The sequence below is a fragment of the Verminephrobacter eiseniae EF01-2 genome, from assembly GCF_000015565.1.
GTDB classification, from domain to species: domain Bacteria; phylum Pseudomonadota; class Gammaproteobacteria; order Burkholderiales; family Burkholderiaceae_C; genus Acidovorax; species Acidovorax eiseniae.
This window is the reverse complement of the sequence record NC_008786.1, coordinates 1590301-1615134: the sequence shown is the minus strand read 5'-3', so window position 1 is coordinate 1615134 and position 24834 is coordinate 1590301. Positions and strand designations below refer to the sequence as shown.

At 63.0% G+C, this 24834-nt stretch carries 18 protein-coding genes, 2 pseudogenes and 2 CRISPR repeat arrays (1 of these 22 only partly in view); of the genes and pseudogenes, 4 read left to right on the top strand and 16 right to left on the bottom strand.

Going from position 1 to position 24834, the window contains the following annotated elements:
- A CRISPR array of direct repeats spans nucleotides 1-2836; the repeat unit is 28 nt; unit sequence GTTCACTGCCGGATAGGCAGCTCAGAAA (it extends 12113 nt beyond the left edge of the window).
- 85 nt (nucleotides 2837-2921) lie between these two features.
- A protein-coding gene (locus VEIS_RS31520; protein WP_407831813.1) for an IS630 family transposase occupies nucleotides 2922-3858 on the top strand; the annotation gives its coding sequence in 2 pieces (ribosomal slippage) (nucleotides 2922-3248 and nucleotides 3250-3858; 936 coding nt in all).
- A 30-nt stretch (nucleotides 3859-3888) separates the two neighbouring features.
- A CRISPR array of direct repeats spans nucleotides 3889-6561; the repeat unit is 28 nt; unit sequence GTTCACTGCCGGATAGGCAGCTCAGAAA.
- A gap of 34 nt (nucleotides 6562-6595) precedes the next feature.
- On the opposite strand, the pseudogene VEIS_RS25745 reads toward VEIS_RS31520, so the two are convergent.
- The 16 genes and pseudogenes from VEIS_RS25745 to rpsB form a co-directional block, all read right to left on the bottom strand.
- Nucleotides 6596-7360: pseudogene (locus VEIS_RS25745) on the bottom strand (TrmH family RNA methyltransferase); the annotation flags it as partial.
- Nucleotides 7357-7986, bottom strand: coding sequence for a ribonuclease HII (gene rnhB / locus VEIS_RS07070; protein ID WP_011809220.1), 630 nt, complete (start codon nucleotides 7984-7986; stop codon nucleotides 7357-7359). The gene rnhB and the pseudogene VEIS_RS25745, both read right to left, overlap by 4 nt.
- Complete coding sequence (gene lpxB, locus VEIS_RS07065; RefSeq protein WP_041949870.1) at nucleotides 7958-9115, bottom strand: lipid-A-disaccharide synthase; 1158 nt, start codon at nucleotides 9113-9115, stop codon at nucleotides 7958-7960. The genes rnhB and lpxB overlap by 29 nt, the downstream gene beginning before the upstream one ends.
- Before the next feature lie 21 nt (nucleotides 9116-9136).
- On the bottom strand, nucleotides 9137-9925 hold the full coding sequence (gene lpxA / locus VEIS_RS07060) for an acyl-ACP--UDP-N-acetylglucosamine O-acyltransferase (RefSeq protein WP_011809218.1): 789 nt from the start codon (nucleotides 9923-9925) through the stop codon (nucleotides 9137-9139).
- Between the two features lie 15 nt (nucleotides 9926-9940).
- Nucleotides 9941-10396: a 3-hydroxyacyl-ACP dehydratase FabZ gene (gene fabZ / locus VEIS_RS07055; protein ID WP_011809217.1), complete on the bottom strand. Its 456-nt coding sequence runs from the start codon at nucleotides 10394-10396 to the stop codon at nucleotides 9941-9943.
- 16 nt (nucleotides 10397-10412) lie between these two features.
- The gene (gene lpxD, locus VEIS_RS07050; protein WP_011809216.1) at nucleotides 10413-11393 is read right to left on the bottom strand and encodes a UDP-3-O-(3-hydroxymyristoyl)glucosamine N-acyltransferase; all 981 of its coding nucleotides are present in this window, start codon (nucleotides 11391-11393) and stop codon (nucleotides 10413-10415) included.
- A gap of 36 nt (nucleotides 11394-11429) precedes the next feature.
- Nucleotides 11430-11984: an OmpH family outer membrane protein gene (locus tag VEIS_RS07045; RefSeq protein WP_011809215.1), complete on the bottom strand. Its 555-nt coding sequence runs from the start codon at nucleotides 11982-11984 to the stop codon at nucleotides 11430-11432.
- Nucleotides 11984-14281 (bottom strand): outer membrane protein assembly factor BamA, encoded by a 2298-nt coding sequence (bamA, locus tag VEIS_RS07040; protein WP_011809214.1) that lies wholly within the window; start codon nucleotides 14279-14281, stop codon nucleotides 11984-11986. Before bamA ends, VEIS_RS07045 begins: the two co-directional genes overlap by 1 nt.
- Nucleotides 14282-14338: 57 nt before the next feature.
- On the bottom strand, nucleotides 14339-15718 hold the full coding sequence (rseP, locus tag VEIS_RS07035) for an RIP metalloprotease RseP (protein WP_011809213.1): 1380 nt from the start codon (nucleotides 15716-15718) through the stop codon (nucleotides 14339-14341).
- 29 nt (nucleotides 15719-15747) lie between these two features.
- A complete protein-coding gene (ispC, locus tag VEIS_RS07030) occupies nucleotides 15748-16932 on the bottom strand; it encodes a 1-deoxy-D-xylulose-5-phosphate reductoisomerase (protein ID WP_011809212.1) in 1185 nt (394 codons plus the stop codon).
- Nucleotides 16929-17780 carry a phosphatidate cytidylyltransferase gene (locus tag VEIS_RS07025; RefSeq protein WP_011809211.1) on the bottom strand — a complete coding sequence of 284 codons (852 nt, stop codon included), beginning with the start codon at nucleotides 17778-17780 and terminating at the stop codon, nucleotides 16929-16931. The genes ispC and VEIS_RS07025 overlap by 4 nt, the downstream gene beginning before the upstream one ends.
- 9 nt (nucleotides 17781-17789) lie before the next feature.
- Complete coding sequence (gene uppS, locus VEIS_RS07020) at nucleotides 17790-18521, bottom strand: polyprenyl diphosphate synthase (RefSeq protein WP_011809210.1); 732 nt, start codon at nucleotides 18519-18521, stop codon at nucleotides 17790-17792.
- Nucleotides 18522-18533: 12 nt separating this feature from the next.
- Entirely contained in the window at nucleotides 18534-19094 is a 561-nt protein-coding gene (gene frr, locus VEIS_RS07015) for a ribosome recycling factor (RefSeq protein WP_011809209.1), read from the bottom strand.
- Between the two features lie 33 nt (nucleotides 19095-19127).
- Nucleotides 19128-19850, bottom strand: coding sequence for a UMP kinase (gene pyrH / locus VEIS_RS07010; RefSeq protein ID WP_011809208.1), 723 nt, complete (start codon nucleotides 19848-19850; stop codon nucleotides 19128-19130).
- Nucleotides 19851-19931: 81 nt separating this feature from the next.
- Nucleotides 19932-20858, bottom strand: coding sequence for a translation elongation factor Ts (gene tsf / locus VEIS_RS07005; protein WP_011809207.1), 927 nt, complete (start codon nucleotides 20856-20858; stop codon nucleotides 19932-19934).
- Between the two features lie 121 nt (nucleotides 20859-20979).
- Nucleotides 20980-21732: a 30S ribosomal protein S2 gene (gene rpsB / locus VEIS_RS07000; RefSeq protein WP_011809206.1), complete on the bottom strand. Its 753-nt coding sequence runs from the start codon at nucleotides 21730-21732 to the stop codon at nucleotides 20980-20982.
- Nucleotides 21733-22058: 326 nt separating this feature from the next.
- Here rpsB and VEIS_RS06995 point away from each other — a divergent pair, with 326 nt between their 5' ends.
- From VEIS_RS06995 to VEIS_RS06985, 3 genes and pseudogenes are all read left to right on the top strand, one after another.
- Nucleotides 22059-23432 carry an amidase gene (locus tag VEIS_RS06995; RefSeq protein WP_011809205.1) on the top strand — a complete coding sequence of 458 codons (1374 nt, stop codon included), beginning with the start codon at nucleotides 22059-22061 and terminating at the stop codon, nucleotides 23430-23432.
- On the top strand, nucleotides 23429-24370 hold the full coding sequence (locus VEIS_RS06990) for a LysR family transcriptional regulator (RefSeq protein WP_011809204.1): 942 nt from the start codon (nucleotides 23429-23431) through the stop codon (nucleotides 24368-24370). The genes VEIS_RS06995 and VEIS_RS06990 overlap by 4 nt, the downstream gene beginning before the upstream one ends.
- Before the next feature lie 123 nt (nucleotides 24371-24493).
- Nucleotides 24494-24832 (top strand): annotated as a pseudogene (locus VEIS_RS06985) (RraA family protein); the annotation flags it as partial.
- Between the last annotated feature and the right edge of the window lie 2 nt (nucleotides 24833-24834).

The window sequence follows — 24834 nt, the reverse complement described above, 5'->3', positions numbered from 1 at the left end:
GCAGCTCAGAAAGTCCGGGGCCTTGCACGCGAATTCGGATTTCGGTTCACTGCCGGATAGGCAGCTCAGAAAATATTGACATTTTGGCGGCAAAAATTGGTTGCGTTCACTGCCGGATAGGCAGCTCAGAAAAATACCAGACGCGAAACGCTCTCCTGAAACAAGTTCACTGCCGGATAGGCAGCTCAGAAAGAAGCGGACGATGAACCGCTGCTGCTCAGCACGTTCACTGCCGGATAGGCAGCTCAGAAAATGTCATCAGGGTTTCTACTTAGATTCGGCAAGTTCACTGCCGGATAGGCAGCTCAGAAACTCCTGGCGGCGATAGGGCCGTGATGCCAAGTGTTCACTGCCGGATAGGCAGCTCAGAAATAGCGGATTCGCTGGAAAGAGAAAAAAAGATCGTTCACTGCCGGATAGGCAGCTCAGAAAGAACCGAATGCGGGTTGAGGCCCGCATTCTGGTTCACTGCCGGATAGGCAGCTCAGAAATAAAAAAAGTTGGTTTCGATTGATCAACACGTGTTCACTGCCGGATAGGCAGCTCAGAAAACTGGGTGAAATGCAAAGTGATCGGGTTTTGGGTTCACTGCCGGATAGGCAGCTCAGAAAATATTCAGACCAGGACGGTCCATCTTCGTGCCGTTCACTGCCGGATAGGCAGCTCAGAAAGCGTACGATCTGTTCTTCATTCATGACCATGCGTTCACTGCCGGATAGGCAGCTCAGAAACGGCGCGCTCACGTGCGTGCACGTGCGTGTGCGTTCACTGCCGGATAGGCAGCTCAGAAAACCAAAAACGTCATGTCTATAGGGTTTCTACTGTTCACTGCCGGATAGGCAGCTCAGAAAGAAAAAGAAACTTCCGACAATTCGCGAAATAAGTTCACTGCCGGATAGGCAGCTCAGAAAGAACCGAATGCGGGTTGAGGCCCGCATTCTGGGTTCACTGCCGGATAGGCAGCTCAGAAACCCTCCCGCAAGAGTGGACAGCGTTGCTTATTGTTCACTGCCGGATAGGCAGCTCAGAAAGAAACGCGGGGGTCGCTGTCGTACATGCTCATGGTTCACTGCCGGATAGGCAGCTCAGAAAACGCGCACGCATCCACGCCCATCCGCTGGCGTGTTCACTGCCGGATAGGCAGCTCAGAAAGTTGCTTTCAGTGTCGCGCCGCTCGCCAGCATTGTTCACTGCCGGATAGGCAGCTCAGAAAGGGTTCGTCATGGGCTTTGGTGTGTCCTGGTTGTTCACTGCCGGATAGGCAGCTCAGAAAATCGCGGCCGTGGATGCCGTGCAGCGCTTCTAGTTCACTGCCGGATAGGCAGCTCAGAAAGAGCAAGATCATCCCAGTTCAGCAACAACCCTGTTCACTGCCGGATAGGCAGCTCAGAAAATTTTTGGGAGATTGACATGAATGTTATCTACGTTCACTGCCGGATAGGCAGCTCAGAAAACACGCTCGTAATCTGGAAACTCGACCGGCTCGTTCACTGCCGGATAGGCAGCTCAGAAACACCAGGTGGCGCTGCGCGACGATCTTGCGCGGTTCACTGCCGGATAGGCAGCTCAGAAAGCGTGCGATCTGTTCTTCATTCATGACCATGCGTTCACTGCCGGATAGGCAGCTCAGAAATTTGTTTGTCGATTGATCAACACGTCAATCAAGTTCACTGCCGGATAGGCAGCTCAGAAATGCAGGGCCGCTGTCGCTGCGCATATTGATGAGTTCACTGCCGGATAGGCAGCTCAGAAAATCATCGCTGCTTCGCAACGTGCGGCATCGGTGTTCACTGCCGGATAGGCAGCTCAGAAACGTCACCGGATACAGTTCGACGCCGGTGATTTGTTCACTGCCGGATAGGCAGCTCAGAAATTCGGCCATGATGGCGCGCAGCGTGGCGTTCATGTTCACTGCCGGATAGGCAGCTCAGAAATTGACGAAAAGGACGTTATTCAAGTACGAATCGTTCACTGCCGGATAGGCAGCTCAGAAAAAAACCCACAGATTATCTGCAAGAACGTGCGCGTTCACTGCCGGATAGGCAGCTCAGAAAGGCAGGGCAGGTAGGCGCGAGACACGTACTGCGTTCACTGCCGGATAGGCAGCTCAGAAAACCCCAATCCCTTGATCAGCCCAACCGAGGAAGTTCACTGCCGGATAGGCAGCTCAGAAAAAGCCAAGATTGCGGCTCGCCCAGCGGCCAGTGTTCACTGCCGGATAGGCAGCTCAGAAACCAAAAGTGTAAAACTTTGTATCCTGCCATGTGTTCACTGCCGGATAGGCAGCTCAGAAAGAGTACGCGCAGATTATCAGCAAGCACGTGCGCGTTCACTGCCGGATAGGCAGCTCAGAAAGCGGCACTGTCTTTCGCTTGTTCGTCGAATCTGTTCACTGCCGGATAGGCAGCTCAGAAAATGCTGGTTCGCCAACAACCCATACACTCGGCGTTCACTGCCGGATAGGCAGCTCAGAAAGAGCAAATCACCGGCGTCGAACTGTATCCGGTGTTCACTGCCGGATAGGCAGCTCAGAAATGTCCCGTCTTTCGATAGATTATCGCTCAACAGTTCACTGCCGGATAGGCAGCTCAGAAAATGGTAATGATACCTGAATCTGCTCAGGAATAGGTTCACTGCCGGATAGGCAGCTCAGAAATTCGGAAAGATGGTCGCCAACAGCGATTTTGCGTTCACTGCCGGATAGGCAGCTCAGAAAAGCCCGCGCACTGGGCGCCCCTTCACATTCACGTTCACTGCCGGATAGGCAGCTCAGAAAATATCTGACGGATCAGGGCGCGGCATTCAGTCGTTCACTGCCGGATAGGCAGCTCAGAAATGCACAGCGGGCTTTAGAGCATATTTGACTTAAAACCAAACAATTCATGATATGATGCGGCGTCTTTTTTCTGAAGGAGTATGCAATGCAAGCGTATTCGCAGGATTTGCGAGATAGGGTGCTGAAGGCGATAGAACAAGGAGATCGTCCTACCGATATTGCCAAGCGTTTTGAAGTCAGTCGAGTATGGGTGTACCAAGTCAAGACGCGTCTTGAAGAAGGTATTCGACATAGTTTCCAGATTGGCGGACATCGGAAATCTTGCCTTGCTCCAGTGGAGCCTATGTTGCGGGAATGGATTAAAGACAGAGCGGATTTGACACTGCGCGAGATGTGCGAACGGCTGGCCGAGCATGGGATAACGATCAAAGCCCCAGCCCTATGGCACCAACTGAATAAATGGGGTTTGAGCTTTAAAAAAAACTCTGCACGCCAGCGAGCAAGAGCGTAAGGATGTGCAAGCGGATCGGGTTGCATGGAAGGAAAGCCAGCCAGCACTTGACGCAACAAAGCTTGTGTTCCTTGATGAGACGGGCACATCCACCAACATGACCCGCACACGAGGCCGTTCGCCGAAGGGACAGCGTTGCATAGCCAGTGTTCCACATGGTCACCGGAAAATCACCACCTTCATTGCCGGCTTGCGGGTAAACGCCGTGACCGCCCCAATGGTCTTGGATGGCCCTATGGATGGCGAAGCATTCCTGGCCTATATACAGCAATTTCTGTGTCCTACGCTGCACCCTGGTGATATCGTGATCGCTGATAATTTGTCCAGCCATAAAGTCTCTGGTGTGCGTGAGGCCATTGAGGGGGTTGGTGCAACATTGCGTTATCTTCCGCCTTACTCACCAGATTTGAACCCTATCGAAAAATTCTTTTCCAAACTGAAAGCCCTGCTCAGGCAAGCTGAACAGCGTACTGTCGATGGACTTTGGAATACCATCGGGCACCTGCTTGATTGTTTTACACCACAGGAATTGTCCAACTACTTTTCATCTTCTGGATATGTTTCTACTTAAATCAAAAATTCTCTAGTATCCCCCCGGGCAGGTTCACTGCCGGATAGGCAGCTCAGAAAAGGAAAGATTGATGATGATATCCCCCTCATGGGTTCACTGCCGGATAGGCAGCTCAGAAAGATACCGTCGTTGCGCACGTCGGGAAAGAAGCGTTCACTGCCGGATAGGCAGCTCAGAAAAAACAGGAACAGGAACAGGAATCAGAACAGCCGTTCACTGCCGGATAGGCAGCTCAGAAATTGATGATGTTGTCCAGATCTGGCCTGCCCGTGTTCACTGCCGGATAGGCAGCTCAGAAACGTCGCCTGGCTTGCTCAAGCGCCGCCGTTCGGTTCACTGCCGGATAGGCAGCTCAGAAAAATCGGCTGGTCGATCGAGAAAAAACGGGACTGTTCACTGCCGGATAGGCAGCTCAGAAAATGGCTTCGTAGTGCAGCACGTAGTTCAGGCCGTTCACTGCCGGATAGGCAGCTCAGAAACAATCCCCAAAGCGTTCCAGAATCCCGGCATCGTTCACTGCCGGATAGGCAGCTCAGAAAGGATGAATCGTGCCGTGTGCGCACTGTGTGGGGTTCACTGCCGGATAGGCAGCTCAGAAAAATGAAGTTGGGAGCCACGGTGCTTTCCTTCGCGTTCACTGCCGGATAGGCAGCTCAGAAAAAGCAAGAACAGGAATTGTGGTTGGAGAGGCTGTTCACTGCCGGATAGGCAGCTCAGAAAATTACAGCACCAATGGGCGGATATGTTATCTCGTTCACTGCCGGATAGGCAGCTCAGAAAAATCACCTGATGAACCCGATGTTTGACGATTAGTTCACTGCCGGATAGGCAGCTCAGAAATGCCCCGGATATCTGCGACCGCAATGGCGACCGTTCACTGCCGGATAGGCAGCTCAGAAAACGCCAACAAAGTGCCCGGCGCCGCGTCAGAGTTCACTGCCGGATAGGCAGCTCAGAAAAATTTGCTTTCCGGATCGTCCCGCACCCGCAAGTTCACTGCCGGATAGGCAGCTCAGAAAGAAAAGACGCACGCTACTTGATCACGCACGATGTTCACTGCCGGATAGGCAGCTCAGAAAAATTGGGGGATATGTTATCTCCACAATCTCCAGTTCACTGCCGGATAGGCAGCTCAGAAAATCGGGAACGCAGCAGCAGGGCGCGCACAATAGTTCACTGCCGGATAGGCAGCTCAGAAAACACGGCCCGGACGATGCCGGGATGGCGGCTAGTTCACTGCCGGATAGGCAGCTCAGAAAACCAAGCGATACTTCGGGGTATCGATATCGACGTTCACTGCCGGATAGGCAGCTCAGAAAGTTCAAAGTCAGCGGCGACCGGATTTCCCTGTGTTCACTGCCGGATAGGCAGCTCAGAAACGGGTGTATGGGGAAACATGGCGTACATTCAAGGTTCACTGCCGGATAGGCAGCTCAGAAAAATTACCACCTAGGGCCAGTAACACGTCCGGCGTTCACTGCCGGATAGGCAGCTCAGAAAAACCTAGGAACCGTTATGAACGTAATCCACGCGTTCACTGCCGGATAGGCAGCTCAGAAAAGTCTGGTGCTTACGGGTGCGGGATGACCCGGGTTCACTGCCGGATAGGCAGCTCAGAAAGATGAAGTTTGGAGACACGATGCTTTCCTTTGGTTCACTGCCGGATAGGCAGCTCAGAAACGGACGATCTACGTGCCCTGATGTGTGCAGGCGTTCACTGCCGGATAGGCAGCTCAGAAAGTATGGCGTGGCGTGAAGCATCAAGCCGTCGGGTTCACTGCCGGATAGGCAGCTCAGAAAATCATGAACGTCATTCACGCAATCACCGAAGCGTTCACTGCCGGATAGGCAGCTCAGAAATTCAAAAGAATCAACATCGGCACGGCGCCGTCGTTCACTGCCGGATAGGCAGCTCAGAAAAAGCAAGTGCACGCTGCCGGCCCTGATTCGTATGTTCACTGCCGGATAGGCAGCTCAGAAAACGGTGGTTCCTTTGCGCTGCGTGCAAAATGCGTTCACTGCCGGATAGGCAGCTCAGAAAGTAGTTGCCCGATGCGAAGCGCCCGGGCGTGTAGTTCACTGCCGGATAGGCAGCTCAGAAAGATTCCAGGCTCTCCAGCGTGCGCTTGCCTTTGTTCACTGCCGGATAGGCAGCTCAGAAATGACGGCGCCGGAATACTTCGGCCCGATCGTGGTTCACTGCCGGATAGGCAGCTCAGAAAGAGGAGGCTGCGCGGTTGCAGGCCGCCGAAGCGTTCACTGCCGGATAGGTAGCTCAGAAAAGGATGTACCGGGCGTAATACGCGCCGTCCAAGTTCACTGCCGGATAGGCAGCTCAGAAAGCGTAGACGGCAAGATGAGCAAGGCCGGCGGCGTTCACTGCCGGATAGGCAGCTCAGAAAGAGTGGTGCAGCGTTGCGCGCGCGCAGTGGATGTTCACTGCCGGATAGGCAGCTCAGAAATTTTCACGCGCCAATCGGCGGCCGATGGTCGCGTTCACTGCCGGATAGGCAGCTCAGAAAGTCAGTGGCGCATTGGGGGACGCCATGCAACCGTTCACTGCCGGATAGGCAGCTCAGAAACGCGTACCGATGATGAAGTAGGCACAGCGCTAAGTTCACTGCCGAATAGGCAGTTCAGAAATTTTCAAAAGATACCTTGCCGCATTTCAACTCGCTCACCGCCGAACAGGCAACTCAGAAACCCCCTCCATGCCCTCGCCAGCACCTGCGGCCAGCGCGCTGCTGGCGTGCAGGCAGATGGCCGCTGCTGCTGCGACGTTCAGCGACTCCTGGCCTCCGGGCTGGGCGATGCGGATGCGTAGTGCGGCCTTGGCGGTCAGCGCGGGGGTTACGCCTTGTCCTTCATGGCCCATGATCCAGGCGCAGGGCCAGGGCAATGTGGCGCGGTGCAGGTATTCGCCGGCATGTGGACTGGTCACGAGCATGGGCAGTTGCAGCGCCTGCAGTTCTGCCGGCCCGGCGGCCTCGATCAGATTCAGCGCGAAATGTGCGCCCATCCCGGCGCGCAGCACTTTCGGCGACCAGAGTGCGGCGCTGCCTTTGAGTGCCAGCACCTGCCGGAATCCGAAGGCTGCTGCACTGCGCAGGATCGAGCCCATGTTGCCGGCATCCTGCACCCGGTCCAGTACCACGGTGGCGGCGCCCGGTTGCAGGCTGGCGGGCGCGGGCAGGTCCAGAATGAAGCCCATGCGCGCAGGCGATTCCAGGGCGCTGATGCCGGCAAACAGTGGCTCGGCAAGAACCATTATCTTGCTTGCGTCCTGCGCATATTCGGCCTGTGCCTGCGGCCAGAAAGACTCGGCAAATACGGCGATCGATGGGCGCAGTTGGCGCGCCAGTGCCGCGCGGCACAGGTGCTCGCCTTCCAGCCACAGCCGGCCCTGTCTGCGGTAGGCGGTGCTGTCTTGGGCCAGCCGGCGCAGTTCCTTGACGAAGGCGTTGTCGCGCGCGTGGATGGTGCTCACGGGGGCGGCGCTCATCGGCAAGCCCCGGGCAGGCTTCGGGCTACCGGGGCGAACGAGCGCCGGTGGTGGATGCAGGCGCCATGCGCGCGCAGTGCCGCCAGGTGCATGGCCGTGCCATAGCCTTTGTGCCCGGCAAAGCCGTATTGCGGAAACTCCGCGTGCACCTGCACGCACCAGTGGTCGCGCTGCACCTTGGCAAGGATCGAGGCCGCCGAGATGGCGGGCTGCAGCGCGTCGCCTTTGACGATGGCTTGCGCCGGTATGTCGAGCCGGGGCAGGCGGTTGCCATCGACCAGCACCAGCGCCGGCCTGAGCCGCAGGCCCTGCACGGCGCGGCGCATCGCCAGCAGCGTGGCTTGCAGGATGTTGAGCGCGTCGATCTCTTGCACGCTGGCCTGGGCAATGCTGTAGCACAGCGCCTTGGCCCGGATTTCGTCAAACAGCGATGCGCGCCTGGCCGGCGTGAGTTTTTTCGAGTCGGCCAGGCCCATGATCGGTTGCCGCTCGTCCAGCATGACGGCGGCGGCCATGACCGGCCCGGCCAGCGGGCCTCGGCCGGCCTCATCGACGCCGGCGACCAGGCCCGATGGATGCCAGGGCAGGCTGGCCGGTTCAGTGCGCGAGGATTGTCCGGAGCGCATCGGCGGCCAATTGCGGGGTGTTGCGCTGCAGGCTGTGGTGCAGCGCGGTAAAGCGTCGTTCCAGGGCGGTGATGGTTGGCGGATGCTGGCGCCGCGCGTCCAGCCAGTGCTGCGTGGCAGCGCACAGTGCCTGCGGCGTGGCGGCATCTTGCAGCAGTTCGGGCACCACGAATTCACGGCACAGGATGTTGGGCAGGCCCACCCAGGGCTGCAATTGCTGGCGGCGCATCAGCGACCAGTTCAACGGGTGCATGCGGTAAGCGATCACCATCGGGCGTTTGAACAGCGCGGCTTCGAGTGTGGCGGTGCCGCTGGCGATCAGCGTGGCATCGCAGGCCGCGAGCACGGTGTGCGACTGCCCGGCAATGATTTGTACCTGCTCGCCCATACCTGCGGCCTGGGCCGCCTGCACGATGCGCTCGCGCAGGGGTAGCACGGCGGGCACCAGCAATTTGAGCGCGGGCCGGGTTTGTCGCAGCAGCGCTGCGGCCTGGAAAAAGGGGCGGGCGAGGTACTCGATTTCCGAGGCCCGGCTGCCCGGCAAAATGGCCAGCACCTCGTCGTCCGCGCGCAGACCGAGCTGTGCGCGGGCTGCTGCGCGGTCAGGCTGCAGCGCAATCAGCGCCGCCAGCGGATGGCCGACATAGGTGGCGGCAATGCCATGCTGCGCCAGTAGCGCTGGCTCGAACGGGAAGATGCACAGCACATGGTCGGCGCTGCGACGGATCTGGCCGACCCGGTGGGCGCGCCAGGCCCAGATCGACGGGCACACGAAATGCACTGTCTTGACGCCGGCGGCACGCAAATCGGCTTCCAGGCCGAGGTTGAAATCGGGGGCGTCGATGCCGATGAACAGCGCAGGGCGGTGCGCGAGCAGGCGCCGGCGCAGTTGCCGGCGGATGCCGAGCAGTTCGCGCAGCCGGCGCAGCATTTGCATGCTGTAGCCATGCACGGCCAGCCGCTCGCTGGGCCACCAGGGCGTGAACCCGCGGCGCGCCATTTCGGGGCCTCCTATGCCGCAAAGCTCGATGCCCGGCCAATCGGCTTGCAGGCCGCCGATCAGCAGGGCGGCGAGCATGTCGCCCGATGCTTCACCGGCCACCATGGCGATGCGCAGGGGGGCTTGCATTGCCGGGTCCATGGCGCCACTTCAGCGCACGATGCCGCGCGTGCAGGCGGCGAGAAAGGCCCGCATCAGCGCCACATCGGCGGCGGCTTGCGGGTGCGCGGCTGGCAGTTCGGCCATGGCCTGGCACGCGGCCTCCAGGGTCAGGCCCTGGCGGTACAGCAGGCGGTACATTTGCTTGATGCCGGCCATGCGCGCGGCCGGAAAGCCGCGCCGGCGCAGCCCTTCCAGGTTCAGGCCGCGCACTGCCAGCGGGTTGCCATCGACCATCATGAACGGCGGCACGTCCTGCGCGATACGGCTGGCAAAACCGGCCATCGCATGCGCGCCGATCTTGACGAATTGGTGCACGCCGGTCAGGCCGCCGATGATGGCCAGGTCTGCCACCTGCACATGCCCGGCCAGCGTGGCGTTGTTTGCCAGGATGGTCTGGTTGCCGACCACGCAGTCGTGCGCGATATGCACATAGGCCATGATCCAGTTGTCGTCGCCTATGCTGGTCAGCCCCCGGTCCTGGACGGTGCCACGGTTGAAGGTGCAGAACTCGCGGATGGTGTTGCGCTGGCCGATGACCAACTGTGTAGGCTCGCCCGCGTACTTTTTGTCCTGCGGGGCGGCGCCCAGGCAAGCGAACGGGAAGATGCGGTTGTCTGCGCCCAGTGTGGTGCGCCCTTCGATCACGCAATGCGCGCCTACGCTGCAGCCGGGGCCGATCACTGCCTGCGGGCCGATCACGGCATATGGCCCGACGGTGACCGTCGGGTGCAGGCTGGCGCCATCCGCGACCAGGGCAGTGGGGTGGATGTTGCTCACGGCGGGGCGGTCTTTTCAGCTTCTGTCGGGCTCGCCGACGCTGCGCATGGTGCACATCAGTTCGGCCTCGCAGGCCACTTCGTCGCCCACGCTGGCCAGTCCTTTGAACTTCCAGATGCCGCCGCGCACGCGGTCTATCGTGATCGCCAGGATCAGCTGGTCGCCCGGCTCGACCGGGCGTTTGAAACGCGCGCCGTCGATGCCGACGAGGTAGTAGAGGTTGTTTTCGTCGGGCACCTTGCCCATGGCATCGAATGCCAGCAAGCCGGCGGCTTGGGCCAGCGCTTCCAGGATCAACACGCCGGGCATCACCGGACGGCCCGGGAAATGCCCCATGAAATAGGGCTCGTTGCAGGTGACGTTCTTGATCGCCTTGATGCGGGTGTTGCGCTCGAGCTCGATCACCTTGTCCACCAGCAAGAACGGGTAGCGGTGGGGCAGTTGCTTGACAATTGCGTGGATATCCATCATCGGGTCGTTCTTCCGTTCATGCTGCCTTGAGGGCCTGCTCCAGCGCCTTGATGCGTTCGCGCAAACTGTGCAGTTGTTTGAGTGTCGCCGCGTTTTTTTCCCAGCGCGCATTGTCGTCGATGGGGAACAGGCCGGTGTACTGCCCGGGCCGGGTCAGCGAGCGGGTGACGACCGTGGCCGCTGAAATATGCACATGGTCGGCCAGTTCCAGATGCCCGAGCACGATGGCTCCGCCGCCGATCGTGCAGTGCGCGCCTATGCGCGCACTGCCGGCCACGCCGACACAGCCGGCCAGCGCCGAGTGCTTGCCGATGCGCACGTTGTGGCCGATCTGTATCAGGTTGTCGAGCTTGACGCCGTCTTCGATCACGGTGTCTTGCAGCGTGCCACGGTCTATGCAGGTGTTGGCGCCGATCTCTACATCGTCGCCAATGCGCACGGCGCCGAGTTGCTCGATTTTGATCCACTGCCCGTCCTCGGGCGCAAAGCCAAAGCCGTCAGCGCCGACCACCACACCGGCGTGCAGCAGGCAGCGCGCGCCGATGCGGCAGTCCGCGCCCACGGTGACGCGCGCCTGGAGCCGGCTGCCGGCGCCGACCTGCGCACCCCGCTCAAGAATGCACAGCGGGCCGATGCTGGCCGTGGGATGGACCTGGGCCGTCGGATCGAGCACTGCACTGGCGTGCACGCCGGGCGCTGGCGCCGGCGCATGGTGCTGGCGCCATAGCTGCGTGGCGCGCGCGAAGTAGGCGTAGGGTTGCTCGGCCAGGATGCAGGCGCCGCGCGCCAGCGCCGCCGCGCGCAACGCCGGCGCCACAATGACGCAGGCCGCCCGGGAGGCGGCCAACTGCTGTTGGTAACGGGGATGGCTCAGGACGCTCAGGTCGCCCGGGCCAGCGGCTTGCAGCGGTGCGATGCGGCAGATCGGGGTGTCGCGCGAGCCTCCTTGCAGCGAGCCGCCGAGCGCATCGACGATCTGCCCGAGGAGCAGGCTCACGAGCCACCTGTGCTGCGCCGGCGCGGCGGGCCCGATTTACTTGGCGGCGTCTTTGGCACTGGTGCTGGCTGCGGCATTGAGTGCCTTGATCACCTTGTCGGTGATGTCGTGTTTGGGGTTGATGTAGACCGCCTCTTGCAGGATCACGTCGTACTTTTCCGACTCGGCCACCTGCTTGACGACCTTGTTGGCGCGTTCGAGCACTTGGGAGAGTTCTTCGTTCTTGCGCACGCTCAGGTCTTCCTGGAATTCACGGCGCTTGCGCTGGAAATCGCGGTCCTGATCGGCCAGTTGGCGCTGGCGCGCAGCGCGCTGGCTTTCGGCCAGCGTGGGCGCTTCGCGCTCGAACTTCTCGGTGGCGGTCTTGAGCGTGTTGCCCAACTCGATCAGATCCTTCTCGCGGCGGGAGAATTCCTGTTCCAGCTTGGCCTGCGCGGCCCGGGCGGTGTTGGCTTCCCGGAAGACTCTGTCGGTATTGACGAATCCGGCTCTGAACTCTTGCGCCTGTGCCTGCGCCGGTGCCGCAACGGCCAGCAGGCCGAGCAACAGGGCCAGGGGGAGATCGGGGAGATGGCGAGAAAGGGATTTCATTAGAAAGACGTTCCGATCTGGAATTGCAGTTTCTGGATTCTATCGCCGGGGAACTTGCGCACCGGTTGCGCAAACCCCAGCCGCAGCGGGCCGAGCACCGAAATCCAGCTCAGGCCCAGGCCCACCGAGGCACGCATTTCGCGCAAGCGGATGGTTTCGTTTTCCGCGTACACATTGCCCACATCGACAAAGCCGAACAGGCGCAGGGTCCGGTCGTTGCCCGCGCCCGGGAAGGGGGCCAGCAGTTCGGTATTGAGCGTGATTTTCTTCGGGCCGCCGAGCGAGGCGCCGGTCACATCGCGCGGCCCCAGGGTGCCTTGGTCGAAGCCGCGCACCGAGCCCAGGCCGCCCGAGTAGAAGTTCTTGAACACCGGGAACGGGCGCCCGTTCAGGCCCTTGCCCAGGCCGGCCTCGCCATTGAAGGCCACGGTAAAGCGCTTGTTCAGCGGCACGTATTGCTGGTATTGGTAGTTGGCGCGCAGGTAGCGCGCGTCTCCGGCCACCGACCACTCGGAGTTCAGGCGCTGGTAACGCCCGGCATTGGGCGCCAGCGCACTGTCGCGGTCGTCGCGCGACCAGCCCATCGTCAGCGGAGCCGCCAGGCTCGTGGCGCCGAACTTGTCGGCGTAGGACAGATAGCTGGCAGGGATGTTGGTGCCGGACTTGATCCGGGTCTGCTCCAGGCCGCCGCCGAAGAACACCGTATCGGTCTCGCTGAACGGCACGCCAAACCGCACCGAACTGCCGATGGTGATCAGGCGGTAGTTGCCGCCCTGGTCTTCGTAGGGCTTGTCGGTGCGGTAGTACAGATCGAAGGTGCGCGAAATCCCGTCGGGTGTGAAGTACGGGTTGGTGGTGCTGAACACCAGCGTGCGCCGGTACTTGCTGGTGTTGACTTCGACGCCCAGGTAGTTGCCGGTGCCAAAGATGTTCTCCTGTTTGAAGCCGAACGACAGCGAGAGCTTCTCGGCGCTGGAAAAGCCCACGCCCATTTGCAGCGCGCCCGTGGGCTTTTCGATCACGTTGATCACCAGGTCCACCTGGTCTGGCGCACCCGGCACTTCCTGCGTCTCGACGCTGACGCTGGTGAAAAAGCCCAGGCGGTCGACGCGGTCGCGCGACAGGCGGATTTTGTCGCCGTCGTACCAGGAGGCTTCGTACTGGCGGAATTCGCGGCGTATCACTTCATCGCGCGTGTGGTTGTTGCCGCTGACGTTGATGCGCCGCACATAGGCGCGGTGCGTCGGATCGGCCTGCAGCACGAAAACCACGCGATTGTTCTCGCGGTCGATTTCCGGCACGGCCTGGACCCGCGCAAAGGCGAATCCGAAGCGGGCAAAGTATTCGGAAAACGCCCGGATGGTCTCGGTCACCTGGTCGGCGTTGTACGGCTCGCCGGGACGGATGGTCACCAGCGACTTGAACTCGTCGTCGCGTTCGAGGTAGTTGCCTTCGAGCTTGACCCCCGACACCACATAGCGCTCGCCCTCGGTGACATTGACCGTGATCGAGATTTCCTGCCTGTCCGGCGAAATCGCGACCTGCGTGGAATCGATGCGGAACTCCAGATAGCCGCGTTGCAGGTAGTACGAGCGCAGGGTCTCCAGATCGGCATTGAGCTTGGCGCGCGAATAGCGGTCGGACTTGGTGTACCAGCTCAGCCAGCCGCCGGTGTCTTGGTCGAACAGGCCTTTGAGCGCCGATTCGCTGAACGCCTGGTTGCCCACGATGCGTAGTTCCCGGATGCGGGCCGGCTCGCCCTCGACCACCGTGAATGTCAGGTTCACGCGGTTGCGCTCGATCGGCGTCACCGTGGTCACCACCTCGGCGCCATACAGGCTGCGGTTGATGTACTGGCGCTTGAGCTCCTGCTCGGCGCGGTCGGTCAGCGCCTTGTCGTAGGGACGCCCGTCGGCCAGGCCGATATCGCGCATGGTCTTTTTCAGCGTGTCCTTGTCGAATTCGCGGGTTCCGGCAAAGTTCACGTCGGCAATCGTCGGGCGCTCCTGCACCACCACCACCAGCACATTGCCACTGGCTTGCAGCCGCACATCCGTGAACAGACCAAGCCCGAACAGCGCACGGATCGCGGCCGCCCCTTTCTCGTCGTCGTAGTCGTCGCCGACGCGCAGCGGCATCGAGGCGAACACGGTTCCGGGCTCGACCCGCTGCAAGCCTTCGACGCGGATGTCCTGCACCTTGAAAGGCTCCAGGGCCCAGGCCGCATGGGAGGCAAAAACCATGGCGGCAACGACCGATGCGGTGCGCAGGCCCAGGCGATCAATGAGTTTTGTCATGGCTGAAGCAGGCAGCGCGCTGGCAGGGCCGGCGCGGCAAAAAATGTGGGCCGAGGGTCAACCAAAGAAGATCCGGGTGACATCGTTGAACAGGGCGACGGACATCAGCAGCAGCAAAAAGACCGCGCCGCCACGGTGCAGGCGCTCCATCCATGCATCCGACACCCCCTTGCCCGTGACCGCCTCCCAAAGATAATACATCAGGTGCCCACCATCGAGGACCGGCAGCGGCAGCAGGTTCAGCACCCCCAGGCTGACGCTGATCAGCGCCAGGAAGATCAGGTACGGCGTCAGCCCCATGTCGGCCGAGCGGCCCGCGTAGTCGGCAATCGTCAGCGGCCCGCTCAGGTTCTTCAGCGAAGCCTCGCCGATCACCATGCGCCCCATCATGCGCAGCGTGAGCGCAGAGACATCCCAGGTCTTGACGAGGCCGGCCCAGGCGCCTTCGAGCAAGCCGTACTGGACCGTGACGAACTCGGACAGGGCGCCCACCTCGGCGCCGATGCGCCCGATCGAGGACTCGGCCGACCCCCCCGACTCCCGCACCACATCGGGTTGCACCGGCAGCGTCAGCACTTGCCCGGCGCGCTCGATGCGCCAGGTCTGGCTCCATGGCCCGGCGCCCCGAACGGAGTGCCGGATCAGTTCGCGCAACTGCTGACCGTCGACCACCTCGGTGCTGCCGACCTTGAGCACCACATCGCCCCGGCGCAGGCCCGCGCGCTCGGCCGCGCCCTGCGGCAGGATTTGCCCCAGCACCGGGCGCGTCCAGGGGCCGAGAATCCCGATCTCGCGAAACATCCGGGCATTGACCTGCCGGCTGTCGATCCCGGACATGTCCAGCAGCAGTTCCCGGTGCCCGTTGCCCTGCGCAGACTGCACATCCAGGCGCACGTTCTCCCCTTCGAGCGCGCCGCGCATCAGCAGCCAACGCAGGTCCTCGAACGAGCGCACCGCAATCCATTCTTGCGCGCCCAACGCGCCGCGCTCGACCAACTCCCCACCGCGCAGGCCCGCCGCCTGCGCCACCGAGCCGGCCACCGGACTGGCCAGCAGGGCGCGGGGCTGCTCCACCCCGTTCCAGTTGACGATGGAATACAGCAGCGCCGCCAGCAGCAGGTTGGCCACCGGCCCGGCCAGCGTGATCGCCACCCGCGAGCGCAGCGGCTGGCGGCCGAAGGCCAGATGGCGCTCCCCGGGCGGCACCGGCGCTTCGCGCTCGTCGAGCATGCGCACATAGCCCCCCAGCGGAAAGGCGCCGAGCACGAACTCGGTCGGCGAGCCTCGGGGCTGCCAGCGCAGCAAGGGAGGGCCAAAACCCACCGCGAAGCGCAGCACCTTGACACCGCAGGCCACGGCCATCCGGTAATGCCCGTATTCGTGCACGGCGATCAACAGGCCGATGGCCGCAGCAAAGGCAACGATGGTCAGCAGCATGGCGGTGGCTCCGTGGGGGATTACGACATTCACGACATTCGGCAATACCTGCCGGCGGCATGCTCGGCGGCATGGCGCGCCTGGCTGTCCAGGTCGAGCAGGGCTTGCAGCGAATCGGGCCGGCAGGGCGCTACCGCGTCCAGCGTGGCCAGATTGACCGCATGGATATGGTCGAAACGCAGTCGCCCGGACAAGAACGCCGCCACCGCCACCTCGTTGGCGGCGTTGAGCACGGCGGTCGTTCCCTCGACCGCCTTCAGCGCCTGCCAGGACAGATGCAGCCCCGGAAAGCGAACGGCATCGGCGGCCTCGAACGCGAGCGCCGACAGGGTCGAGAAATCGAGCGTTCTGGCGCCGCTGGCAATGCGCTCCGGCCAGGCCAGCCCGCAGGCGATCGGCACCCGCATGTCGGGTGTGCCGAGTTGGGCCAGAACCGATGCGTCCTTGAACTGCACCATCGAATGGATGATCTGCTGCGGATGGAGCACGACCTTGATCTGCTCCGGACGCAGGTCGAACAACCAGCGCGCCTCGATCACCTCCAGCGCCTTGTTCATCATCGTTGCCGAATCGACCGAAATCTTGCGCCCCATGGCAAAGTTCGGGTGCGCGCAGGCCTGGGCCGGCGTGATGTGCGCCAGCGTGGCCGGGTCGTGCTGGCGAAACGGCCCGCCCGAGGCGGTCAAGAGGATGCTGTCGACCCGCCCGGACCAGGTGGCCGGGTCCTCGGGCAGGCATTGGAAAATCGCCGAATGCTCGCTGTCGATGGGCAGCAGCCTGGCCCCGCCCTGGCGCACGGTCTGCATGAACAAGGCGCCGCCGACGACCAGCGCCTCCTTGTTGGCCAGCAGCAGCCGCTTGCCGGCACGGGCGGCCGCCAGGCAGGGCGCCAGCCCCGCCGCCCCGACGATGGCCGCCATCACGACATCCACATCGGCATGGGACGCTATTATTTCGAGGGCATCATGGGCAATGATCACTTGCGTCTGAATGTCGTTGGCCTTCAACTTCTCGGCCAGCGACCGGGCATGGGGCCGGCTGGCCATCACGGCGAACCGGGGGCCAAACTGCGCACATTGCGCCAGCAGCAGATCGACCTGGGTGGCAGCGCTGAGCGCAAACAGCTCGAACCGGTCGGGATGCCGGGCCACCACATCGAGCGTGCTGGTGCCTATGGAACCGGTGGAGCCCAGGACTGTGAGTCGTTGTTTCATGTCGTCAGACGGGTCAACATCATCGCCAGCGGCAGCGTAGGCAACAAGGCGTCGACCCGGTCGAGCACGCCGCCGTGACCGGGCAGCAGGCCGCTGCTGTCTTTCACGCCGGCGCTGCGTTTGATCAGCGACTCCAGCAGATCGCCCGCAACACCCATTGCGAGCATGAACAATGCCGCAAGCGCCAGGAACCACCAGCCCGGTTGCGCCATACGGGTGTAAAAGCTGGGCACTGCCGCCTGCCAATGGGCATCGGCCGCCACCCAGACCCAGGCCAGCAGCAGCACGCCCAGCGCAGCGCCCCACACGCCTTCCCAACTCTTGCCCGGGCTGATGGCCGGCGCCAGCCGGGCCCGGGCAAAGCGCAGACCCAAAGCCCGGCCCGCAAAATAGGCAAAGATATCAGCCACCCACACCAGCAGCAAGACGGACAACAAAAAATTGCTCCCGACATGCTGCGCCTGCACCACCGCCAGCCAGGCCAGCCACAAGGCCAGCACCCCGGCCACCCGGCGCGCAGCGGCAGGAATGCGCGCCCAGGCCGGCACACCGGCGCGCAGCAGCCAGACGACGGCCAGCACCCACAGCCCGCCGCCCAGCAGCCAGAGCAGCGTCAACGCGCGCTCGACCAGGCCCAGCGCCCAAGAGGCGCCGCACAGCACGCTGCAGGCAGCGCCCAGCGCCCAGGAGCCGGCCTGGCCCAGGCCGCTCAGGCGCCCCCATTCCCAGGCCCCGGCAGCCACCAACGCCAGCACCAACAGCGCAAACGGTATGGTCGAGGGATACCACAGCGCCGGCAATACGATGGCCAGCAAGACAAGGGCGGTGACGACGCGCTGCGCAAGCATGGGGCCTTTTCAGACCGGCACCGGATCGGGATGCGCGGACAGGATTTGTGCGGAGGTTTTGCCAAAACGGCGCTCGCGGCCGCAGAACGCGGCAATCGCCCCGTCCAGTGCCGACTCGTCGAAGTCCGGCCACAGCCGGTCGCTGAAAAACAGTTCGGAGTATGCGGCCTGCCAGAGCAAAAAATTGCTGATCCGCATTTCGCCCCCGGTGCGGATCAGCAGGTCCGGGTCCGGCACATGGGCCAGCCCGAGCGCGCCGTGCAGGCTGGCCTCGGTGATCGGTTCGCCACGGGCCGCCAGCGCCGCCGCCGCCTGGGCAATGTCCCAGCGGCCGCCATAGTTGAAGCACACATTGAGCACCAGGCGGGCGTTGGCCGCCGTCGCGGCCTCGGCCTGCGCCAGGTCGGCGCGCACCTTGGGCGCCAGGTCGGCGCGCGCGCCAACAAAATACAAGCGCACGCCGTCTTTTTGCAGTTGCGGCACCTCGCGCGCCAGCGCCAGCGCCAGCAGTTCCAGCAGGCCCGAGACCTCATCGGCCGGCCGATTCCAGTTTTCGGAAGAAAACGCAAAAACGGTCAGCACCGCCACCCCGCGCTGCACGCAGGCGCGGGCGCAGCGGCGCAGCGCCTCGACCCCCTGCTGGTGCCCCGCCAGGCGCGGCAACAAGCGGCGCGTGGCCCAGCGGCCATTGCCGTCCATGACGATGGCAATGTGGTGTGGAACCACCTGCGGGTCAGACATATGCCGGGCCGCTCAAAGCGCCATGATTTCCTGCTCTTTGGCCGCCACCAGCGCATCGATCTCGGCGATATGTTTGTCGGTGAATTTCTGCACCTCGGTCTCGGCGCGCTTTTGCTCGTCTTCCGAGGCCAGCTTGTCCTTGACCAGTTTCTTGATGGACTCGTTGGCATCGCGGCGCAGGTTGCGCACGGCGATCTTGGCGCTCTCGCCCTCGTTGCGCGCCAGCTTGGTCATCTCCTTGCGGCGCTCCTGGCTCATCGGCGGCATCGGCACGCGGATCAGATCGCCCATGGCCGCCGGGTTCAGGCCCAGGTCGCTGTCGCGGATGGCCTTTTCGATCTTCGCTCCCATGCCCTTTTCCCAGGGCTGCACGCTGATGGTGCGCGCGTCGATCAGCGCCACATTCGCCACCTGGCTCAGCGGCACAAGGGCGCCGTAGTAGTCGACCTGCACCGCATCGAGCAAAGCCGGATTGGCACGGCCCGTGCGAATCTTCTGCAGGTTGTTCCTGAACGCCGCGATGGACTGGTCCATCCTGGTCGCCGCATGTTTCCTGATCTCGGCAATCGTCATGTTTTCTCCTCGGGGGCCGGCCCGCAGCCATCGTCAGACGTAAACCAGCGTACCTTCGTCTTCGCCCATCACCACGCGCTTGAAGGCGCCATGCTTGATGATGGAGAACACCCGCACCGGCAGCCTCTGGTCGCGGCACAGCGCAAACGCGGTCGCATCCATGATGCCCAGATTGCGCGCCATCGCCTCGTCGAAACTGAGCTTGGCATAGCGCGTGGCCGTGGGATCCTTCTGGGGGTCGGCAGTATAAACGCCGTCCACCTTGGTGGCCTTGAGCACCACCTCGGCGCCGATTTCGGCGCCGCGCAGCGCGGCGGCGGTATCGGTGGTGAAGAACGGATTGCCGGTGCCGGCCGCAAAAATGACCACCTTGCCTTCTTCCAGATACTGCAGGGCCTTGGGCCGCACATAGGGCTCGACCACCTGCTCGATGGCAATGGCCGACATCACGCGCGCCACCAGCGCTTGCTTGTTCATCGCGTCGGCCAGCGCCAGCGCGTTCATCACGGTGGCCAGCATGCCCATGTAGTCGGCCGTGGCACGATCCATGCCGACCGCGCCACCGGCCACGCCCCGGAAGATATTGCCCCCGCCGATCACCACCGCCACCTGCACCCCCAGGCGCGTCACTTCGGCGATCTCCTGCACCATGCGAACGATGGTGGCGTGGTTGATGCCAAACGCGTCAGAGCCCATCAGCGCCTCGCCCGACAGCTTGAGCAGGATGCGCTTGTGGGCTGGTGCAGCATGGGACATGGGGACTCTCCGGTGACAGGGCAGGCAGGGACATGACGATCGGGCAGCGGCTTTCGCTCGAGTGGCGGCAGCAACTTTCGATCAGGTGACGGCAGCTTTCGCTGCGGCCACCTGGGCCGCCACTTCGGCAGCGAAGTCGTCGACCTTCTTTTCCATGCCTTCGCCCACGACATAGAGTGCGAAGCCCTTGACCGTGGTGCCGGCAGCCTTGAGCACCTGCTCTACGGTCTGCTTGTCGTTCTTCACGAAAGCCTGGTTGAACAGCGCGACATCCTTGAGGTACTTGTGCACCGCGCCTTCGATGCGCTTGGCCACGATGTCGTCGGATTGCACGGGTCGGCCCTCGGCTTCGGCACGGGCCTTGTCTTCGGCGGCCTTGGCCGCCGCCACCGAACGCTCTGCGGCGATCAGTTCGGCGGGCACTCCGGCGCTGCTCAGGGCCACGGGCTTCATCGCCGCGATGTGCATGGCCACGTCCTTGGCCACGGTGGCGTCGCCGTCGAACTCGACCACCACCCCGATGCGGGTGCCGTGCAGGTACGAGACCAGCCGGTGGCCGGCGCCAAAATACCTGAAGCGGCGCAAGACCATGTTCTCGCCGATCTTGCCGATCAGGCCCTTGCGCACGTCTTCGAGCGTGGGGCCGAAGCCGTCTTGCTCGTAAGCCAGCGCCCCCAGCGCAGCGATGTCTGCCGGCTGGTGCCTGGCCACCAGTTCGGCCGCAGCCCGGGCCAGTTGCAGGAAACTGTCGTTCTTGCTGACGAAATCGGTTTCGCTGTTGACCTCGATCAGCGCCCCCCGGGTGCCGTCGATATGGCAAGCCACCACGCCTTCGGCGGTGATGCGCGCTGCCGCCTTGCCGGCCTTGGTGCCGAGCTTGATGCGCAGCAACTCCTCGGCCTTGGCCATGTCGCCGCCGGCTTCGGTCAGCGCTTTCTTGCATTCCATCATCGGGGCGTCGGTCTTGCCGCGCAGTTCGGCAACCATGCTTGCGGTAATTGCAGCCATCTGTCTTCCTTCCGGGTTCAGTTCAATCGGGTATTGCGGCTAAAAAAAGGGGGCTCACCCGGGGCCCCGCTTTGGTTCGCGCCTGGCGCTCGGCCCGGGTTCGCACGCAGCGCTCAGACCATCAGGGCGCAGACTCATCGACCTCGACGAACTCGTCCGAGCTCTCGGGAGCCACCGCTTTGACCACTTCGTTGATGGCGTTGGCACGGCCTTCGATGATCGCGTCGGCGATGCCGCGGGCGTACAGCGCCACGGCCTTGGCCGAGTCGTCGTTGCCGGGGATCACATAGTCGATGCCTTCGGGCGAATGGTTGGTGTCGACCACACCGATCAGCGCAATGCCCAGTTTCTTGGCTTCGGCCACGGCGATCTTGTGGAAACCCACGTCGATGACGAAGATCGCGTTGGGCAATGCGCTCATGTCCTGTATGCCGCCGATGTCTTTTTCGAGCTTGTCGATTTCGCGCGAGAAGGTCAGTTGCTCTTTCTTGCTCAGGCTGTCGAGCCCCGCTTCCTGCTGGGCCTTCATGTCCTTGAGCCGCTTGATCGAGGTCTTGACGGTCTTGAAGTTGGTCAGCATGCCGCCGAGCCAGCGCTGGTCGACGAAAGGCATGCCGGCGCGCAACGCCTCGGTGGCCAGGATTTCACGGGCCTGGCGCTTGGTGCCGACCATCAAAATCGTGCCACGGTTGGCCGCCAGTTGCCGGACGAACTTCTGGGCTTGCTGGAACAGTGGCAGCGACTTTTCCAGGTTGATGATGTGGATCTTGTTGCGGTGGCCGAAGATATAGGGGGCCATCTTGGGGTTCCAGAAGCGGGTTTGGTGACCGAAGTGGACACCGGCTTCCAGCATTTCGCGCATGCTGACGGACATGAAAATACTCCATAGGTTGGGTCTGAAATCCAGCCCCAATCATTGCGCCGCCGTTGCTACGAAGGACGCAACACCTGGACAGGGCCGGTTTGCGATTGTTTTGCCGCAGCCGCGTGTACACTCGTTCGGTCGCTGCGTGCCGATGCAATGGCAATGGCTGGCTTGGTCGTCGCGTGACGATGCCAACCCACCGCCCACTCACACCGACTTGCACGGCCTGGCTGACTGCCGCGCCTGGCCTCCCCTGGGGAAATCCCTGGGGGCTGGGGCGGCGCGCGGCGCGTTGCGGCCCTCGGCAAAACCTGACGATTCTAGCACCACAGACCATGCTCGCCGACCTCACCGCCACCCGCGAACGCCTGCAAAGCGGCGCCACCACGGCGCCCGCCGAACTCGAGCGCTGCATTGCCGCCGCGCAGGCCCCGGCCAACCACCACAGCTTTGTCCGCACCACCTTCGATCAGGCGCGCAGCGCGGCGGCGCAGCCCGGCCAGGCGCGGCTGGCGCTGGCCGGACTGGCGGTATCGGTCAAAGACCTGTTCGACATCGCCGGGCAAACCACGTCGGCCGGATCGACCGCGCTGGCCGATGCCCCGCCCGCCGCACGAGACTGCGTGGCGGTGGCCAGGCTGCGGGCAGCGGGCGCCAGCATCATCGGGCGCAGCAACATGACCGAGTTCGCTTGCTCCGGCGTGGGGGTGAATCCGCATTTCGGCACGCCAGCCGCCTGGGACGCCCGCTCTGGCGCGCTGCCGGGCGCGCCCCGTGTGCCGGGCGGCTCCTCCAGCGGCGCCGGGGTCTCGGTGGCCACCGGGGCCGCGTTCATCGGGTTGGGCTCGGACACCGGCGGATCGATACGGATTCCGGCCGCGCTCAACGGCATCGTGGGCTTCAAGAACACGGCCCGGCTGGTGCCCACCACCGGCGCCATTCCGCTGTCCCACAGCCTGGACACGGCCTGCGCGCTGACCCGCAGCGTGCGCGACGCCATCGTGGCGCACGAGGTGCTGGCCGCGCGCCACGTCGCGCGCAGCCAGGCGCCACTGTCCGAATACCGGCTGGCGCTGGTGTCCACCTGGTTCCTCGACGACATGGACGCCACCGTGGCCCGCGCATTCGAGCGCAGCATCGCCACGCTGCGCCAGGCCGGCGCCCGGATCGCGCACATCGCGCCGCCGGCCATGCAGGCAGCGCCGGCCTACGGCTTTCCCGCCCCCGAGGGCTATGCCTGGCACCGCGCGCTGTTGCAGCGCACAGGCGCCCGCTACGACCCCCGAGTGCGCGCCCGCATCGAAAAAGGCGCCAGCATGATGGCCTGGGAATACATCGAACTGCTGCAGGCACGCCAGCACTGGATCGAGCGCATGCACGCCGAACTGCGCGACTACGACGCGCTGCTGTCGCCCACCGTGCCCATCGTCGCGCCCGCCATCGCCGATGTGGCCCCCGCCGATGGCCTCGATGCAGCGCAAGACGCCGCGCGCGATGCCGAGTTCTTGCGCGTCAACAGCCTGCTGCTGCGCAACACCAGCATCATCAACCTGCTCGACGGCTGTGCCTTGTCCCTGCCCTGCCATCAGCCCGGCGAACTGCCGGTCGGCCTGATGGTCTGGCATGGCGCGCTCAAAGATGACCAAGTGCTCAATGCGGCCCTGCAAATCGAGCAAGCGCTGCAAAAAGAGGCGCGCAACAATACATGAGATTCAGACTACGCCAGATGGAGGTGTTCCGCGCCGTCATGCTCACTGGCTCCATCAACGGTGCGGCCAAGCTTCTGTTCATTTCGCAGCCGGCTGTCAGCCGCATTGTGTCCCATACGGAGCACACGCTCGGACTGGCGCTGTTCAACCGTATCAAGGGCAAGCTCGTGCCCACGCCCGAGGGCGATGCGCTGTTCCGGGAGGTCGACGAGCTCTATCAGCAGGCACTGCGGGTCGATGATTTTGCCCGCGGTCTGGCGCAAGGCCCGCCTGGCACGCTCAACATCGCGTCGAGCCCGTGCCTGAGTCGCGGCCTGATTCCGCAAGCCATCACGCGCTTCGTGTGGCGATACCCCAATATCCGCGTGAACTACCACACCACGCTGCTCAATAGCATGGCGCAGGAAGTGCTGAGCAACCAAGTTGACTTGGCCATCTCGGTGCTGCCGTTGGCGCACCCCAACCTGACGATGCAGCCCTTCGCGGAAGGCCGAATGGTGTGCGTGGTTCCGTTCGGTCACGAGCTGGCGCAATTGGCGACGGTGTCGATCGCCGATCTGGCGCGTTACACGTTGATCGTCCACCATCCGACGATCCCGTTCGGCCAGTTGGTGTCGGCTGCCTTTCGAAAAGCCGGCGTGACGCTCGAGTCGCGCATCGATATCCACCAGACCGATGTGGCGTGCTCACTGGTGCGCTCGGGAGCGGGGATCGCCATGGTCGACCAGTTCACGGTTGAGGGCATCGCCTGGACGGACCTGCAGGTGCTGCCCCTCGCCGACGAGATCCGGCTGGTGCCAAGCATCGTGCGTTCGGTGTTTGACACGCGCAAGACGCATGCGGACAAGTTCATCGAGCTGCTGCTGGAGTCGGTTGCCGACCGGCAAAACGGTCTCCAGACCGCCACGCGCCCGAGTGCAGGTAAACCCGGAAATTAACCTCAGGCTATATCCCGCAGCACATACAGCATAGGTGCTTTTACAGCCTGCTGTCTTACATTGCGTTCCCCCGCCTCCGCACAATGTGGATTCGGGTATTCACAACAAGACACGGCAGGCACCATGAGTCAGATCCAGATATTCAAGAGGCGTCGGCAGGTTTCCGCCGATCTGGTGGCGCGCTTGCGGGGCATCCCTGTGGCGAACATCAGTGACTGCATGATGCGCATCACGGCCGCCGGCCCGCGCCTGCGTCCCATGCACGCTGGCGATGCGCTCGCAGGCCCCGCCTTCACGGTCAAGACCCGCCCTGGCGACAATCTGATGGCGCACAAAGCGCTTGACTTGGCACAGCCGGGCGACGTGATCGTGGTCGATGCCGGGGGCGATCTCACCAACGCCATCATGGGTGAGCTTATGACCGGCTACGCCGCCAGTCGCGGCATTGCCGGCATCGTCATAGA

Excerpts from the sequence above, each read along its gene's own strand:
- rnhB (WP_011809220.1), bottom strand. The coding sequence starts at position 7,986 with ATGCGCTCCGGACAATCCTCGCGCACTGAACCGGCCAGCCTGCCCTGG.
- lpxB (WP_041949870.1), bottom strand. The coding sequence starts at position 9,115 with ATGCAAGCCCCCCTGCGCATCGCCATGGTGGCCGGTGAAGCATCGGGC.
- fabZ (WP_011809217.1), bottom strand. The coding sequence starts at position 10,396 with ATGATGGATATCCACGCAATTGTCAAGCAACTGCCCCACCGCTACCCG.
- VEIS_RS07045 (WP_011809215.1), bottom strand. The coding sequence starts at position 11,984 with ATGAAATCCCTTTCTCGCCATCTCCCCGATCTCCCCCTGGCCCTGTTG.
- bamA (WP_011809214.1), bottom strand. The coding sequence starts at position 14,281 with ATGACAAAACTCATTGATCGCCTGGGCCTGCGCACCGCATCGGTCGTT.
- rseP (WP_011809213.1), bottom strand. The coding sequence starts at position 15,718 with ATGCTGCTGACCATCGTTGCCTTTGCTGCGGCCATCGGCCTGTTGATC.
- ispC (WP_011809212.1), bottom strand. The coding sequence starts at position 16,932 with ATGAAACAACGACTCACAGTCCTGGGCTCCACCGGTTCCATAGGCACC.
- VEIS_RS07025 (WP_011809211.1), bottom strand. The coding sequence starts at position 17,780 with ATGCTTGCGCAGCGCGTCGTCACCGCCCTTGTCTTGCTGGCCATCGTA.
- uppS (WP_011809210.1), bottom strand. The coding sequence starts at position 18,521 with ATGTCTGACCCGCAGGTGGTTCCACACCACATTGCCATCGTCATGGAC.
- frr (WP_011809209.1), bottom strand. The coding sequence starts at position 19,094 with ATGACGATTGCCGAGATCAGGAAACATGCGGCGACCAGGATGGACCAG.
- pyrH (WP_011809208.1), bottom strand. The coding sequence starts at position 19,850 with ATGTCCCATGCTGCACCAGCCCACAAGCGCATCCTGCTCAAGCTGTCG.
- tsf (WP_011809207.1), bottom strand. The coding sequence starts at position 20,858 with ATGGCTGCAATTACCGCAAGCATGGTTGCCGAACTGCGCGGCAAGACC.
- rpsB (WP_011809206.1), bottom strand. The coding sequence starts at position 21,732 with ATGTCCGTCAGCATGCGCGAAATGCTGGAAGCCGGTGTCCACTTCGGT.
- VEIS_RS06995 (WP_011809205.1), top strand. The coding sequence starts at position 22,059 with ATGCTCGCCGACCTCACCGCCACCCGCGAACGCCTGCAAAGCGGCGCC.
- VEIS_RS06990 (WP_011809204.1), top strand. The coding sequence starts at position 23,429 with ATGAGATTCAGACTACGCCAGATGGAGGTGTTCCGCGCCGTCATGCTC.